Source organism: Flavobacterium sp. (assembly GCF_028712645.1).
Taxonomy (GTDB): domain Bacteria; phylum Bacteroidota; class Bacteroidia; order Flavobacteriales; family Flavobacteriaceae; genus Flavobacterium.
On sequence record NZ_JAQTPQ010000056.1, the window covers coordinates 1 to 16,310 of the forward strand.

Annotated in this window: 13 protein-coding genes; 8 read left to right on the top strand and 5 right to left on the bottom strand. The window is 32.9% G+C overall.

Annotated features, from left to right (window positions below; all coding sequences use genetic code 11):
- The coding region (locus tag PHC28_RS06115) for a magnesium chelatase domain-containing protein (protein ID WP_300097341.1) at nucleotides 1-615 on the bottom strand (615 nt) is incomplete at its 3' end.
- 137 nt (nucleotides 616-752) lie between these two features.
- On the opposite strand from PHC28_RS06115, the gene PHC28_RS06120 reads away from it, so the two are divergent.
- The 6 genes from PHC28_RS06120 (at nucleotide 753) to PHC28_RS06145 (ending at nucleotide 9,327) form a co-directional block, all read left to right on the top strand.
- Nucleotides 753-1,769 carry a dipeptide epimerase gene (locus tag PHC28_RS06120; RefSeq protein WP_300097343.1) on the top strand — a complete coding sequence of 339 codons (1,017 nt, stop codon included), beginning with the start codon at nucleotides 753-755 and terminating at the stop codon, nucleotides 1,767-1,769.
- On the top strand, nucleotides 1,769-2,785 hold the full coding sequence (locus PHC28_RS06125) for an aminotransferase class I/II-fold pyridoxal phosphate-dependent enzyme (protein ID WP_300097345.1): 1,017 nt from the start codon (nucleotides 1,769-1,771) through the stop codon (nucleotides 2,783-2,785). Before PHC28_RS06120 ends, PHC28_RS06125 begins: the two co-directional genes overlap by 1 nt.
- A 220-nt stretch (nucleotides 2,786-3,005) precedes the next feature.
- Nucleotides 3,006-3,344, top strand: coding sequence for a P-II family nitrogen regulator (locus tag PHC28_RS06130; RefSeq protein ID WP_300097347.1), 339 nt, complete (start codon nucleotides 3,006-3,008; stop codon nucleotides 3,342-3,344).
- 43 nt (nucleotides 3,345-3,387) lie between these two features.
- Entirely contained in the window at nucleotides 3,388-4,590 is a 1,203-nt protein-coding gene (locus PHC28_RS06135; protein WP_300097349.1) for an ammonium transporter, read from the top strand.
- Nucleotides 4,591-4,887: 297 nt separating this feature from the next.
- Entirely contained in the window at nucleotides 4,888-6,216 is a 1,329-nt protein-coding gene (locus tag PHC28_RS06140; protein ID WP_300097351.1) for an ammonium transporter, read from the top strand.
- A gap of 216 nt (nucleotides 6,217-6,432) precedes the next feature.
- Nucleotides 6,433-9,327, top strand: a complete 2,895-nt coding sequence (locus tag PHC28_RS06145; RefSeq protein WP_300097353.1) for an aminotransferase class III-fold pyridoxal phosphate-dependent enzyme — start codon at nucleotides 6,433-6,435, stop codon at nucleotides 9,325-9,327.
- Between the two features lie 54 nt (nucleotides 9,328-9,381).
- Here the strand turns inward: PHC28_RS06145 and PHC28_RS06150 are convergent, their stop codons facing one another.
- Genes PHC28_RS06150 through PHC28_RS06160 form a run of 3 tightly spaced genes read right to left on the bottom strand, consistent with a single transcriptional unit; the run spans nucleotide 9,382 to nucleotide 14,018 of the window.
- On the bottom strand, nucleotides 9,382-11,394 hold the full coding sequence (locus tag PHC28_RS06150) for a thioredoxin family protein (protein ID WP_300097355.1): 2,013 nt from the start codon (nucleotides 11,392-11,394) through the stop codon (nucleotides 9,382-9,384).
- Nucleotides 11,391-12,704: a tRNA lysidine(34) synthetase TilS gene (tilS, locus tag PHC28_RS06155; RefSeq protein ID WP_300097357.1), complete on the bottom strand. Its 1,314-nt coding sequence runs from the start codon at nucleotides 12,702-12,704 to the stop codon at nucleotides 11,391-11,393. Before tilS ends, PHC28_RS06150 begins: the two co-directional genes overlap by 4 nt.
- Before the next feature lie 27 nt (nucleotides 12,705-12,731).
- Complete coding sequence (locus PHC28_RS06160) at nucleotides 12,732-14,018, bottom strand: anthranilate synthase component I family protein (protein WP_300097359.1); 1,287 nt, start codon at nucleotides 14,016-14,018, stop codon at nucleotides 12,732-12,734.
- 94 nt (nucleotides 14,019-14,112) lie between these two features.
- Here PHC28_RS06160 and PHC28_RS06165 point away from each other — a divergent pair, with 94 nt between their 5' ends.
- Both PHC28_RS06165 and PHC28_RS06170 read left to right on the top strand, forming a co-directional pair.
- Nucleotides 14,113-14,460 (top strand): DoxX family membrane protein, encoded by a 348-nt coding sequence (locus PHC28_RS06165; protein ID WP_300097362.1) that lies wholly within the window; start codon nucleotides 14,113-14,115, stop codon nucleotides 14,458-14,460.
- 167 nt (nucleotides 14,461-14,627) lie between these two features.
- Nucleotides 14,628-15,005: a DoxX family protein gene (locus PHC28_RS06170; protein WP_300097365.1), complete on the top strand. Its 378-nt coding sequence runs from the start codon at nucleotides 14,628-14,630 to the stop codon at nucleotides 15,003-15,005.
- A gap of 78 nt (nucleotides 15,006-15,083) precedes the next feature.
- On the opposite strand, the gene lpdA is transcribed toward PHC28_RS06170, so the two are convergent.
- A partial coding sequence (gene lpdA, locus PHC28_RS06175) for a dihydrolipoyl dehydrogenase (RefSeq protein ID WP_300097367.1) occupies nucleotides 15,084-16,310 on the bottom strand: 1,227 nt, incomplete at its 5' end.

Sequence of the window (16,310 nt, forward strand, 5' to 3'; positions counted from 1 at the left end):
ACGCTTAATGCTTTCTTGTCCTTTCACATCACTAAAATCGAATTCAGGAAAATCTAAGGTTTGATAAAATTCAGCTCTGGTGTCAATTATTGTAGGTTCTAACGTTCCTTTTCCTTCAAGGAAATCAATAACTTGCTGAATATTTTCAACACCATAAACATCTAAACCTGTAACAATTGCAGCTTCTTTCACGTTTTGAATGGGAAGGAAAAAACCTTTAAATCCTTCTTCTTTCGCTTTTATAGCAATGGGTAAAGCACCACGAATGGGCTGCAAACCTCCGTCGAGAGAAAGTTCTCCCATTATAATATATTGGTCAATAGTATCCCCTTTAATTTGAGAAGAAGCAACCAGAATACCAATTGCTAAAGTCAAATCATAAGCCGAACCTTCTTTTCTCAAATCGGCTGGAGCCATATTGATAGTGATTTTTTTGCCAGGCATAGAATAACCATTATTTTTGAGTGCAGCCGCTATTCTATAACTGCTTTCCTTAATTGCATTGTCTGGCAAACCAACTAAATGGTATCCAATGCCTTTGTCAATATTAACTTCTACAGTGATTGTTGTGGCTTCCACACCAAAAACAGCACTTCCAAAAACTTTTACTAGCATATACGAAAATTAAAAATCTAAATTTAATCTAAATTTCCTTTCAAAATGAAATTTACTTCGCCTTTTAGTTTGCAAACTGATTATTATTAATTTCCTTTGTTATAAATTAAACATTTATCTAGAAAAAAGTCATAAAAATGAAAGTAATACTTCGAACATTCAATCTTAAATTAAAGCATCCTTTCACAATTTCAAGAGAATCACACACCATTCAGCCATCGTTAATAGTCGAATTGCAAAGTGAAGGCTATTCTGGATTTGGGGAAGCTACATCAAATCCGTATTACAAAATTACGGTTGATTCTATGAAACAAAATTTGGAAAAAATAATTCCATTTATCGAAAGTGTCACTAATGAAACTCCAGAAGAATTTTGGCAAAAAGCATATCAATATTTAAAGAATGATATGTTTGCACTTTGTGCTTTAGATATGGCTTACAATGATTTATATGCTCGCAAAAAAGGGGAAAAACTCTACCAATTATGGGGTTATTCAACAGATAATAATCCAATGACCGATTACACTATTGGCATTGACACGATCGAAAAAATGGTTTCTAAAATGAAGGAATTGCCTTGGCCAATCTATAAAATCAAATTGGGAACCAAAGAAGATATTGCCATAGTAACCGAATTAAGAAAACACACCAATGCCATTTTCAGAATTGATGCCAATTGCGGTTGGACAGTTGCTGAAGCTTTAAATAATGCCATTGAACTAAAAAAATTGGGTGTTGAATTCCTAGAGCAACCTTTGAAAGCGGACAATTGGGAAGGACACAGAGAACTTTTTAAAAATTCAGTTTTGCCAATTATAGCTGACGAAAGTTGTATTATCGAAGAAGATGTAGCCAAATGTCACAATCATTTTCACGGGGTTAATGTAAAATTGGTAAAATGTGGTGGACTGACTCCTGCTCGAAGAATGATTTCACAGGCAAAAAAATTGGGTATGAAAACTATGGTAGGTTGTATGACGGAATCTACAGTTGGAATTTCGGCGATTGCCCATTTATTGCCCCAGTTAGATTTTGTTGATATGGATGGAGGGTTATTATTGGCAGAAGACATTGCAACAGGAATAACTATTTCTGACGGTATCATAAAATACTCCGAATTAAATGGAACTGGAGTTACTTTAATTTCTAAATAATGATTGTAAATGAATTCCCGGATCGAAAAATTATAATTGAAGGTGTTGAATATTTATATTTTGGCGGCACCAATTATTTAGGAATGTCTACCAATATTGAATTTCAAAACATACTTTTTGAAAGCATCAAGAAATGGGGAACTTCTTATGGAAGTTCTCGAAATTCAAATATAAAGCTATCTATTTATGAAACTGCCGAAAAATTATTGGCAAAAAATATTGGTACTGAAGCATCCTTAACTGTTTCTTCTGGAATGCTAGCTGGAAAATTAGTAGTAGAACATCTTTCAAAAACTACTGATGCAATGTTTCATTTTGCAGATGCACATCCTGCATTGATGAATCCTCCAAGCTTACCTATAATTATAAACGGAGAGTTAAATACTAAATTATTTGACGAAAATATTTCAACAATAAGCGTTTTAACTGATGCTGTTCCATCTCAATATGTAGAACCTATTGATTTAAGTATCTTACTTTCCATTCCAAAAGAAAAGAAAATTAACTTGGTTATTGATGAGTCAAATAGCATTGGGATTCTTGGATTTGAATGGCAAAATCTGCTTAAAAAAGAAAATATCAATATAATTAAAATTGCTTCTTTAGGAAAAGCAATCGGGATTACTGGCGGTGTTATTGCTGGTAATTATTCATTTATATCCGAAATACGAAACCAATCTTGTTTTATTGGAGCTTCGGGAATGAACCCAGCATTTTTAGAAACCTATTGCAATGCGCAATATATTTACCTTTTACAAAAACAAAAATTACAACAAAATCTCGACTACATAAATATTCATTTTAAAAATAGAGAGAAATTTACGTTTCATCCAGACTTTCCTGTTATTTATTTTGATGATACTGATTTCTCAAAAAAATTATTAGAAAATAAAATCATAACCACTTCTTTCAAATACACAAATGCCTCAGGCAAACTCAATCGAATTGTTATTACTGCCAATCATAAAAATGAAGATTTAGAACAATTGATTGTTCAATTAAACTCTCTTTTCTAAAAACAATCGTTTTTAAATTACAAATTTGCCCCTATCTTTTTTTGCCTCCCCGTAAAATTACGGGGTGTAAAATGTTTATTTAATAAAAATAAACAAATATACCCCTTTTTTTATTGGGGTTTAAAATAGATTTATACTTTTATCAAAATTTAAAACCAAAAAAGAGACAAAAAACCTGTTTTAAGTTTTAAAAAAGTTATTAATCCAAAACTAATTATTTATGAAAAAAATCGAAGCAATTATTCGAAAATCAAAATTTGACGATGTTAAAGAAGCTTTACATCAAATCGAAGTCAATTTTTTCACCTACTGGGACGTTACCGGTGTAGGAAATGAAAAAGAAGGCCATGTATACAGAGGTATAACATACAGTACCACTGACATACAAAGAAGATATTTATCAATAGTAGTATCGGATCCTTTTTTAGAAAGAACAGTCGAAGCAATTTTAAAAACCGCTTACACAGGAATGGTCGGAGATGGAAAAATATTTATTTCAGATATTATTGACACATACAGAATCAGAACAAAAGAAAACGGAACAGACGCTGTCAACTAATCAACCAACCAACTAAAAAAACTAACAAATAAAAATATATATTATGGATACGAACGGAGCTATGGACTTAATGTGGGTGTTAATCGCCGGAAGTTTAGTGTTTTTTATGCAAGCTGGTTTCACGCTTGTTGAAACTGGATTCACAAGATCAAAAAACACAGGAAATATAATAATGAAAAATTTAATGGATTTCTGTATCGGAAGCCTTGCTTTTTGGGCAGTAGGATATTCCTTAATGTACGGAGATTCAACAGGGTTTATTGGAGATATTAGTCAATATGCTTTTTTTGATAGTGCTAAAGATATGCATAGTTTGTTTTTTCAAACAGTTTTTGCCGCTACAGCTGCAACAATTGTTTCTGGAGCAATTGCTGAAAGAACTAAATTTTCTACCTATTTAATTTTCTCTTTATTAATGACATTAATAATCTACCCAATTTCAGGAAGCTGGGTATGGAATACTGGCGGATGGCTTAACAAAATGGGGTTTACTGATTTTGCTGGATCAACTGTAGTTCATGCTGTTGGAGGAGCTGCTTCATTAGTAGCCGCTGCAATGGTTGGACCTAGAATTGGAAAATATACAGACGGAAAATCAAATGCAATACCTGGTCATAGTATTATGTTAGGAGCGCTAGGGGTATTTATCTTGTGGTTAGGCTGGTTTGGGTTCAATCCAGGATCTCAACTAGCTATCTCAGGAGATAATGCTTTTGCAGTAGCCAAAATATTCATTACTACAAATTTAGCTGGTGCTATTGGTGCTTTAGCTGCGATGTTTGTAACTTGGATATTTTACAAAAAACCAGATATTTCAATGACTCTAAATGGCGTATTAGCTGGATTAGTTGGTGTAACTGCTGGTTGTGCTGCAGTAAGTCCTGTTGGAGCTTTATTTATTGGCCTTATCTGTGGAATTGCAGTAGTATTTTCAATTGAATTTATTGATAAAAAATTAAAAATCGACGATCCAGTTGGAGCAGTATCTGTTCACGGTGTTTGCGGAGCTTTAGGAACTATATTAGTTGGTCTTTTTGCTACAGATGGTGGATTATTTTACGGTGGAGGATTTGATAAATTAATTGTTCAACTTACAGGTGTTGGAGCAATCGTTGCTTGGGCTATGGGAGCTTCGTTTGTAGTTTTATTTATCTTGAAAAAAACTATGGGAATTCGAGTAACCAAAGAAGAAGAAATAGATGGTTTAGATATTCACGAACACGGTACGAACTGTTACAACGATTAGTGATGTAAATAAATATCATTTGTTTTATAATAGATTAATATCAACCTGGCCTTTATTATTAAGGCCAGGTTTTTTATTTATAGAGTTTAACAAATTTTGTCAAGTTCGATGAAATGTTTACCCTACTCTAAGTTAAATATTATTGAATTCAAAAAAATAGCCCTATTTTTTTATTCACTAGTGAATTCAATGGGGGTGTGTATTGAAATATTCATAAAAATTCAAACAATATAGATGTTTTTCAGGGGGTGTAAATCCATTTTATATATTTTTGTGAAAAAATTCAAACTAAAAACTATGCGAAAAATAATTTTAAGTGTGATTCTAATCACAATTTTAGTATTATCCGTTTTTTCAATTTATCTATTTCCTGAAACTACTACATTGGGAGCACATGTAATTCCTCTAAAATTAGATACTGGCGATACTGCATGGATGATTGTTGCAACTGCTCTAGTTCTAATAATGACTCCTGGACTTGGCTTTTTTTACGGGGGTATGGTAGGAAAAAAGAACGTTATCAGTACAATGCTACAAAGTTTTATGGCTATGATAATTGTAACAATATTATGGGTTGTAATTGGATTTGGTTTATGTTTTGGGCCTTCGATTCACGGTATAATTGGCAATCCATCATCTAATATATTTTTTCAAGGAGTAAGTGCCAATTCAGCTTGGGAATTAGCACCAACTATTCCATTTATATTATTTGCTTTATTTCAAGCAAAATTTGCCATCATTACTCCTGCGTTAATAACTGGAGCAATTGCTGAACGTGTTCGTTTTTGGGCCTATTTATTATTTATGGTTTTGTTCATAATATTCGTTTATACTCCATTATGTCATATGACATGGCATCCTGACGGATTGTTTTTCGGATGGGGTGTATTAGATTTTGCTGGAGGTACTGTAGTGCACATGAGTGCAGGTTGGGCAGCTCTTGCTGGAGCTATTTTCTTAGGAAAAAGAAAAGGTCAAAAACCAAATCCTGCTCGTATTACTTATGTATTATTAGGTACTGGTTTATTATGGTTTGGTTGGTTTGGCTTTAACGCAGGTTCAGCCTTAAGAGCAAGTAGCCTTGCTGCACAAGCTTTAGGAACTACAACTGTTGCAGCAGCTGCAGCAGCAATGGGATGGGTGTTTCTTGATAAAATTCTTGGGCATAAACTTTCTGCAATGGGAGCTTGTATTGGTGCTGTTGTAGGATTAGTAGCTATCACTCCAGCTGCCGGATTCGTTACTATTCCGTCTTCTATTGCGATTGGTCTAATTGCGGGTGTAATTAGCAATCTTGTAGTAACATTGGTTCATAAAGGTAATAAAATTGATGACGCTCTTGATGTTTTTGCTTGTCACGGTGTTGGCGGAATGGTAGGAATGCTTCTAACTGGTGTATTCGCTTCTAATGCTGTAAATTCAGCTGTTGGTGCTCATCAAGGATTAATTTACGGAGATGCAACACTATTTTTAACACAATTGAAAGCGTTAGTAATTGTATCAATATTTGCATTTACTGTATCATATGCATTATTTTATATTGTAAATAAAATCACTCCTTTAAGAGTTTCTGAAGAAAAAGAAGAACTAGGATTAGATATTTCTCAACACGGAGAGTATTTGTAATTCACTTTAAAAAATTAATTTAAACACTCTAAAAATTCGTTTTTAGAGTGTTTTTTTTTGCTAAATAAGTTCATAAATTTTCTAAAAAAACATTTATTTTGTTTATTTTACAAAAAACAAATAAAGTATTTGTAAAAATAACAAATAATTCTTTATTTTATGCTTTAAATACAAGATTAATAATTGTATTTTTTTACAACAAAATAAATCATCAATATGGATATTACAACCTGCCCAACATTTTCAAGAGAAGAAGCTCTTGCTGTTTTAGAAAAAGAATGGGGAATTACTGAAATTATAAAACCATTAGACAGTTATCTTGACCAAAACTTTTTGGTTCGAAATTCCAATGGAGAAAAATTTGTATTGAAAATTGCCAATATTGAAACTCCCGAGTCTTGGCTTGACCTGCAAAACAAAGTAGTTGAACATCTTTATGCTGATACCATTCCAAAAGTAATTCTTACCAAGGATGGAAAACAAATGATTTTCGTAGCAAAACATTGGTGGAGGGTCTTGAATTTTCTTGAAGGAACTATGCTTTCTACTATTCCGTTTCGCTCGAAAGATTTTTTGCAAAGTATGGGAAAATTTGTGGGTAGTATTTCCAAACAACTTGCTACATTTTCCCACGAAGCTGCAGAACGCCCAATTCAATGGGATTTACAACAATCAGCATCCTTGTTAGAAAACTGGGTCACTTTTGTCGAAGACGAAAAGACAAAAAACAGTATTTTTTCTATTATGGAAAATTGGAAAACAAAAATTAATGACATTTCCAAAGTCCGTAAAAGTGTAATTCACGCTGATTTGACACGATACAATCTTTTATTGAATGCTTCTGGCGAAAAAATTCAGGGAATTATCGATTTTGGAGATGTATGTCTTTCGTGGACAATCGGAGAATTAGCTGTTATGGTTTTAGAATCTGCAATGACTGGAAGTCCAACACCATTTGCCGATGCTTTTGAAGTAATTCAATCTTATCACGAAGTTTTTCCTTTAACCAAAGAGGAAATTCTATTATTATATCCTTTGATTCAATTACGTTCAGCCACAATTGTAGGTGCTTCGGCTAGACAATTATCTATGGAACCTGATAATGAATATGTACAAAAACAAGCCATTGCCGACCGTGAAATGTTTCATCAATTGAGTTCTGAAAAAAAAGATTTCGCTACTGCCCTATTCCTTAAAGCGTGCAAAATGGAATCGGATGAAGGTGAAAAAATTCAGCATTTTTTAGAAACCGAAAAAATAAAATCAATATTTGGAAACAATAAAATTCCTGAAATAATTGACATTAGTCCGTCATCTGAAATATATAATGATGGTGCTTGGAACAATTTGGAACAATGCAAAAACAATATAAAAAACCAATTAAAAAATGGTTTTGGGCGAACGATTTACAAAACTTCCATCTTAAAACCTTTCGAATCAAATCCAAAAGAAACAGAAACCATTGCGTTGGGAATTTATGTTTTCGCACCAGCTGGAACAACGATTTTTTCTCCAACTACCTTGACTTTTGTGAATAAAATTGATGCTAAATGTATTTTCAAAATAGAGAATTTTTACCTTTATTTATATGGAATTGAAACTGATTTAAAAGAAGGAATGTCAATTAAACAAGGTGAATCTTTAGGTACAATTTTATCCGAAAATTCAAATTCTTCATTTCCATCACACGTCTTCATTCAGATAGATAGCTCAGGAGTTGCTCCACAATTTTGCTTACCCAGTGAAAGTATTGGTTGGGAAATAGTATCATCTGATCCATCTGCTTTTTTAGGAATAGAATCAAAATTTACAATAGAAAAAGAAACCCTAGAAAATCGCAGAGCAAAAGTAATTCAACAAGCACAAGAATATTATTATCAAGAACCTATGAATTTGGTTAGAGGTTGGAAACAATATCTAATTGCCGATGATGGTCGTGTGTATTTGGATGCCATAAACAACGTGGCACATATTGGACATTCTCACCCAAAAGTGGTTGATGCCGCCACAAAACAATTGCAAAAACTGAATACCAATGCTCGCTTTTTGTATGAAGATAACATCAATTATGCAGAGCGATTATTGAAATATTTCCCTAAATCTTTACAAGTAATTTTTTACACTTGCACTGGAAGTGAAGCCAATGATTTGGCTTTGCGATTAGCAAGAGCCTATACAAATCAAAATGATATTCTGGTAATTGACGGTGAATATCACGGAAATACAACTGCCGTTGATGAAATTAGCACGAATTTGATGGACAATCCTACGGCTTCAAAAAGTGTTCGTCCTTTCACACATCCATTAATTCAACCCAATACTTTTAGGGGAAAATATTCTAATGAAACTCCCAATGTTTCTGAACTTTATTCGCAAGATGCTCAAGATAAAATCAGTTTTATCAAATCTCAAGGACGAGGCATTGCAGCTTTTATTTCGGAATCTTTGTTAGGTTCTGGCGGTGGTGTCGAAATGCCAAAAGACTATTTGAAAAAAGTTTACGAACACGTCCACAAAGCTGGAGGAGTTTGTATTGCCGATGAAGTGCAAATTGGTTTTGGTCGGATGGGAAGTCACTTTTGGGGATTTCAAAAAGAAAATGTTCTGCCAGACATTGTAACTCTAGGAAAACCAATGGGCAATGGACATCCAATTTCGGCAGTGGTTACAACTCAAGAAATTGCTGATGCCTATCGAAAAAAATATACTTACTTCAATACTTTTGCAGGAAATCCTGTTTCTTGCCAGATTGCCAATGCTGTTTTGGATGTTATCGAAGAGGAAAAACTTCAAGAAAACGCAGCTGTTGTTGGAAATTATTTAAAACAAGAATTAGAAAAATTAATAGATGAATACGAAAGCGTTGGTGCCGTTTATGGTCACGCAATGTATTTGGGAGTTGATTTAGTTACCGATAAAAAATCCAGAAAACCAGACAGTCAAAAGGCATTATGGGTTTCGGAAGCAATGAAACAACGAGGAATAATTATTTATCCAACAGGCGATTATTACAATATTCTTAAAATAAAACCGCCAATGTGCTTTACCAAAGAAAATGCTGTTTTTCTGGTGAAAACACTTCGAAATATTCTAAGTAAAATGGAGGATTAAATTATAAAGCTCTAGCCTTTTGAAGGCTGGAAGCTTTAATAAATTATGTTTTTTTTATTTCTTGAATTTTGAAATACCTGTTTTTAACCAATTTTCATATTCTTCAACACTTATGTAACTTATAGTTGGTGTAGTTTCATTCAAACTATTTCCGTTTAAGTCAGTCAAAACATACAAGGGTTGCGTATTGGTTTTGTATTTTGAAATCATAAAATCAGTCCATTTATCTCCAATAGTTTCAATATCAGAACCAGTAGTTTTAGAAGTGAACTGTTCGTTTTTTGGCAAATCACGCTTGTCGTCAACGTATAAAGAAATAAGTACAACCTCATTATTTAGAATAGGCAATATTTTTTTATCAGACCAAACGTTGTTTTCCATTTTTCGGCAATTCACGCAGGCAAATCCAGTAAAATCGAGCATGATGGGTTTGTTCACTGTTTTGGCATAAGCCAAACCTTTATCATAATCATCAAAAAACACTATTTGATGAGGGCCTAGTTTTGCTCCATTTGGTAAAATTGCCGTTGAAGTTTTATTTCCTGAACTACCAAATCCAAGTGGGCTTTCGCTATATTCCATTGGTGGCGGAAAAGCATTTATCAATTTTAATGGTGCTCCCCAAAGTCCCGGGATCATATAAATTGTAAAAGATAAAACTACTAATCCCAAAGACAATCTTCCTACAGAAAGATGTGTCAATGGACTGTCGTGTGGCAAAGTGATTTTTCCAAATAAATAGAGTGCCAATGCTCCAAAAACAGCAATCCAAATCGCCAAGAAAACTTCTCTTTCCAATAAATGCAATTGCAAAACCAAATCAGCATTCGACAAAAATTTGAAGGCTAATGCTAATTCTAAAAACCCTAAAACTACTTTTACGGTGTTGAGCCATCCGCCTGATTTTGGTAAGGAATGTAACCAACTTGGGAAAAAAGCAAACAACATAAATGGCAAAGCAAGTGCTGATGAAAAGCCCAGCATTCCAACAACTGGCCCAATTCCACCTTTAGAGGCAGAGGCAAATAATATATCCCCTACAATTGGTCCTGTACAAGAAAATGAAACTATGGCTAACGCCAATGCCATAAATAAAATACCAATAATTCCACCTTTATCAGCTTGCTTGTCAACTTTGTTTGCCCAAGAATTTGGTAACATAATTTCGAATGCTCCTAGAAAAGAAGCTGCAAAAATCACTAATAATAAGAAGAAAATTAAATTAAAATAAACATTTGTAGCCATTTTATTCAATGCATCCGCACCAAAAACGGCTGTTACAATTGTACCTAATAACACATAAATTATAATAATCGAAATCCCATAAATAATTGCATTTCTAATTCCGGCAGCTCTTGTTTTACTTTGTTTTGTAAAAAAACTTACCGTCATTGGGATCATCGGAAAAACACAAGGTGTTAGTAGAGCTAATAACCCCCCTAAAAATGAAAGAAAAAATATAGACAACAATCCTTTTTGTGCAACTTCTTTTGATGGAATAACTTCCGTTTTTAATAATGGTGTTTCTGTTTTCTTGCTAGTTTCCGATTTTGAAATTACTGCTTCTGTTACAGCAGTATCAATTTTCACCACTTTTTCTTCAGACTTTACAATCGCAACTGAAGGAATTGTGAACGTGAATTTTTTCTCTAAATTAATGCACGATTCTTTACAAACCTGATAATTTAAGGCAACTTCAATTTTTGAAATTTTTGGATTTGTTATTGAAATCTCTTGCTGAATTTTGGCATTCTTGACAAAGAAAGTCTCGTTTACTTCAAAAACATCATTATAGGCTGTGGTAGTTTTTCCTTCTTTGGCCTTGCCTATTAATTTGAAATTTCCATCCTGATTTTTAAAAATAACTTCCATTGGCAATGGTCCTCCATCTGGAGTAAATTGCGAATACATATGCCAATCATTCTCTATAACTCCATTGAAAGTCAGTAAATAATTAGTCTCTGATTTCTTTTCAATTTTAGTAGTCCATTTTACTGGATCAAGAATTTGCGAATTTCCTTTGGCGAAAGCCAAAAAAGCAACCAATAAAAAAATAATTTTTCTCATTCTTCTAATTGTATTTTAAGTATATTTTTTGTTGAATTTTCAATTTTAAAACGCTCGTCTTGTCGAATTCCAATAATCCAAACGATTTGATTTCCAGAACATAAAAGCCAAGTATTTTCTTTTTCAATCAAAGATAATTTTTCGTCCTTGAAGAACTTGCTAACTTTTTTTGACTTTCCTTCCATTCCGAAAGGTTGAAAAACATCTCCTTCTATCCAATGGCGCAAAACTAGCGGAAATTGTAACTTATCTTCGTTTACAAATATAGTTGAATTTGATTCTATGGAAATGTCATCTATGTTACAAAACGAAAGATTTATGGGAATTTTAACTTCTTTTTGTTTCTTTTCGATAAAATATTCTTCGTTTTCATTAATTGATTTTAATGGACTCAAGATTAAAAAATTTCTGTTTTTCAACAATCGAAATCCATCTGAGAACACCAGTTTACCGGATTGACTTTCAACCAAATCATAAATGTCGTCCCAAGCCGAGAACCCAAATTCGTTGAGCCAATGATACAAATAGGACTTGTAATTGGGCAATTTTTTCAATTGATCCAAATCAAAATGAATATTATCTCCAATTTCCTTTGCCACTTGCTGATAAACCATAATCGATGCATCTTCGACCATTGTTTGTGATTCTTGCAAATAGTTTTGTGTTTTTTGAAAAGTGGAAAGAAAATCAGGATTTAATTCCTTCAAAACGGGAACTAAATTATGCCTAATTTTATTTCTCAAATATTTATCAGAGGCATTACTGCTATCTTCTCTCCATTCGATAGTATTTGTTTTGGCATAATTTTCTATTTCCTGACGTGAAAAAATCAAAAAAGGGCGAATAACTTTGTCGTTCTGAGCTGGAATTCCAGTCAAACCATCTAATCCGGTTCCTCTAACAAGATGGATGAGAAAAGTTTCCAAATTGTCGTCTGCGTGATGAGCTGTTAGAATATAGTCGTAGTTTTTGGTTTCCAATAATTCATAAAACCAGCTATAACGAAGTTCACGAGCGGCAACTTGAGTAGAAAGTTTATAATCTTTGGCGAAAGCCTCAGTATCAAACTGAGTTATAAAAGACTGAATTTTATTAGTTTCTGCAAAATCTTGAACGAAATTCTGGTCTCCAAAACTTTCTAGTCCACGAAGTTGAAAATTGCAATGAGCAATCGCAATTTCAAAATTCATTTTACGAAACAAATCTGCCATTACCATACTATCCAAGCCGCCACTTGTTGCCAAAAGGAGTTTTTTTCCGTTTAGAAAAGTGAAATTTTTGAGTATGTGGTTCTGGAATTTTTGTTGCATTTTCAAATTTAGTTATTTCCAATGAATTTAGCTTAAAACTTCACGCATTGCTTTTGCCTTGAGTAAACATTCTTCATACTCTTTTTCAGGAACAGATTGCGTAGTTATGGCACTTCCTACAGAAAAAGAAACATATTTATTTTCTTGATTGTACAGAATACTTCGAATCACCACATTGAAATCAAAATCTCCAGTTGGCGTGAAATAACCAACGGCTCCACTATATAAACCTCTTTTTGTTTCTTCCATTTCTTCAATAATTTTCATCACAGAAACCTTAGGAGTTCCCGTCATACTTCCCATTGGAAAAGTTGTCTTAATAGCCTCAATGACAGAATATTTATCGTCTAATTTTGAAGTAATAGTCGAAATCATTTGATGAACTTGTTCGAAAGAATAAATGCCACATAATTCCTCCACTTTTACTGAACCTTTTTGCGCTGTTTTAGACAAATCATTTCGAACTAAGTCGGCAATCATAATATTTTCGGCACGTTCTTTCGTGTCATTAGCTAACTTGTTTTTAGATTTTTCATCTTCTATAGAATCAAGAAATCGTTTGGATGTTCCTTTTATTGGCTGAGAAATAAGTTGTTCTCCAACTTTTTTTAAATATCTTTCTGGAGAAGCACAAAGTAAAAAATGTTTGTTGTTTTTGAGAAAAACAGCCAGTGGTGGTTTTGAAATTTCGTTCAATTTTTGAAATTTTCGCAAAGGATTAATCATCGTATTTTGCGCATAAAACTCCATACAAAAATTAGCTTCATAAATATCACCTCGATGAATATAATCTAATATTTTTGTTACTTTTTCGAGATATTTTTCTTTAGAAATTCGTTGTTCAATCGTAATTGGATCTTTGATTTTGATTTCTGGATTTTGGGTTTCTAGAATAGCAGCAAAATCCTCTTCTACTTCTTCATCACACATATTGAGATATTGAATTTCAAGCTGATTTCCTTTAACTAAAAATATTTTTTTAGGCTGAAAAAAAAACAAATCTGGAAAATCCAATCCATCAAAATTATTGGAATGCAAAACCTCAATATCATTTTTTAAATCGAATGATAAATAGCCAAAAAGCCAATCTTTGGTAACTTGATGATATTGTTTTAAATCATCAAAAGCATTAATAAAATCTGTTTTTATTGAAGTAAATGAGTCAACCGCAAGAATATAATCATAGCTAGAATAATTCTGGTGATAGTCGTTGCTATCCATAAAAATGACTTCACGAAATTGTTGAGACCAATTCAATAATTTAATTTTGAATTGGCTTTTATTATCTAATGTTTTTAGGATTGATGTTCTCAAAAGATTATGCTATTTTAAAATTCAAAATTACGACAATTTTTAAATAGATTTTTTTATATATTTATGACATTAATAACTTAAAAAACAGTCAAATATGAAAATTACAACTTTAATTGTCCGGCTATTAATCGGCCTTTTACTCCTGTTTGCTTCTCTTTCTTATTTCTTTAAATTTGGAGAACACCCCAATCCCGTTGGCGATATGAAAACCGTAATGGATGGATTTATGGCTACAAAATATATACTCCCTGTTGCAAAATCAGTCGAACTTCTTTGTGGATTATCTTTCCTTACAGGTAAATTTATTAAAATTTCAGCCATTATTTTAGTGCCTATTTCATTAAACATTTTACTTATAAATGTATTTTTAATGCCCGAAGGAACCCCTATTGCCGCAGCTTTATTTTTAGGAAATTTATTTTTAATTTATACTAATTGGTAAAGTTATAAAGGATTATTTGATGCAAAATAAATAAAATATCAAATTGATAATTCATAAAAAATAAGTTTCAAAAATTAATAAATCGTAAAATTAATCTTGAATATTTATAAGTATAAAGTTAATTTTTTATAAATTTATAGTGTTATTAACCTATAATTCAATATAATATGAAAACCACTACTATTATTATCCGAACTTTAATTGGGCTTTTACTTCTTTTTGTATCTATCGGTTACTTTTTAAAACTAATGCCAGAACCTACCGCCAATGGAAACTTCAAAGCCTTTGATGTAGGATTAGTTTCTGCTGTATATTTAATGCCTTTAGCAAAATTTATCGAATTGCTTTGTGGATTATCTTTCATTCTTGATCGTTATGTAACCCTGACAAGCATTTTAATTTTACCCATCATTCTCAATATTTTATTTCTTGATTACTACTTAACACCACAAGCATTACCAATTTCTATATTCTTGTTTTTAGGTAACTTCTTTTTAATTTATAAACATTGGGATAATTACAAAAGTTTATTTTCAGTTAAATAAATTAATCAAAAACAAGTTTAAAAACAAAACCCGCTCGAAAGAACGGGTTTTGTTTTTTTTAACTATTTAATTTTCTAATTAAACGTGCAACGCTCTATTATCCGTTGCCGCCAATGCAGCTTCTTTTATTGCTTCAGCAAAAGTAGGATGTGCGTGACTCATTCTCGAAATATCTTCGGCTGATGCTTTGAATTCCATAGCAGTTACCGCTTCAGCAATCAAATCAGCACAACGAGCACCAATCATATGAACTCCCAAAACTTCATCGGTTTTTGCATCGGCAAGGATTTTTACAAATCCATCTAAATCTCCACTGGCTCTAGCTCTTCCTAATGCTTTGAAAGGAAAACTTCCTGATTTGAATTCAACTCCAGAAGTTTTAAGTTGTTCTTCTGTTTGTCCAACAGCAGCCACTTCCGGCCAAGTATACACAACTCCAGGAATCAAGTTATAATTAATGTGTGGTTTTTGTCCAGCTAATATTTCAGCTACCATTGTACCTTCTTCTTCGGCTTTATGTGCTAACATAGCGCCACGAACTACATCGCCAATTGCGTAAATATTAGGAATATTTGTTTGTAAATGATCATTTACTTCCACTTGTCCTCTATCTGAAATTTTTACTCCTGCTTTATCAGCATTCAAACCGTCAGTATAAGGACGACGACCTACAGAAACCAAGGAATAATCCCCTTCAAGAGTAATGGTTTCTCCTTTTGCATTTTCGGCTTGAACCGTCACCTTATCTCCATTTCTTTCAACCGATTTCACTTTGTGGGAAACGTAGAATTTCATTCCTTGCTTTTTCAAAACTTTGGTCAATTCTTTAGACAATGAAGCATCCATTCCTGGAATAATTCGATCCATAAATTCGACTACGGAAACTTGCGCCCCCAATCGCAAATAGACTTGTCCTAATTCGATACCAATAACACCACCACCAATGATGACAAGATGTTTTGGCACTTCTTTTAGTTTCAAAGCTTCGGTTGAAGTGATGATTCTTTCTTTGTCTATTTTAATAAATGGCAAAGACGATGGTTTAGAACCCGTAGCAATAATGATGTTTTTTGCTTCAATAGTTTCTGAAGTTCCATCTGCTTTGGCTATAGCCACGTGTGTGGCATCGACAAATGACCCCAAACCTTCAAGAACTGTGATTTTGTTTTTATCCATTAGAAACTTCACTCCTCCAGAAGTTTGGTCAACAACTGCTTGTTTACGAGCAATCATTTTCTCTAAATTGATTTTTACATCTCCTGAAACTTCGATTCCGTGATCTGCAAAATGTGCAATTTCAGCATA

Bases quoted from the DNA above. Each gene is read 5' to 3' on its own strand.
- PHC28_RS06120 (WP_300097343.1), top strand. From the start codon at position 753: ATGAAAGTAATACTTCGAACATTCAATCTTAAATTAAAGCATCCTTTC.
- PHC28_RS06125 (WP_300097345.1), top strand. From the start codon at position 1,769: ATGATTGTAAATGAATTCCCGGATCGAAAAATTATAATTGAAGGTGTT.
- PHC28_RS06130 (WP_300097347.1), top strand. From the start codon at position 3,006: ATGAAAAAAATCGAAGCAATTATTCGAAAATCAAAATTTGACGATGTT.
- PHC28_RS06135 (WP_300097349.1), top strand. From the start codon at position 3,388: ATGGATACGAACGGAGCTATGGACTTAATGTGGGTGTTAATCGCCGGA.
- PHC28_RS06140 (WP_300097351.1), top strand. From the start codon at position 4,888: ATGCGAAAAATAATTTTAAGTGTGATTCTAATCACAATTTTAGTATTA.
- PHC28_RS06145 (WP_300097353.1), top strand. From the start codon at position 6,433: ATGGATATTACAACCTGCCCAACATTTTCAAGAGAAGAAGCTCTTGCT.
- PHC28_RS06150 (WP_300097355.1), bottom strand. From the start codon at position 11,394: ATGAGAAAAATTATTTTTTTATTGGTTGCTTTTTTGGCTTTCGCCAAA.
- tilS (WP_300097357.1), bottom strand. From the start codon at position 12,704: ATGCAACAAAAATTCCAGAACCACATACTCAAAAATTTCACTTTTCTA.
- PHC28_RS06165 (WP_300097362.1), top strand. From the start codon at position 14,113: ATGAAAATTACAACTTTAATTGTCCGGCTATTAATCGGCCTTTTACTC.
- PHC28_RS06170 (WP_300097365.1), top strand. From the start codon at position 14,628: ATGAAAACCACTACTATTATTATCCGAACTTTAATTGGGCTTTTACTT.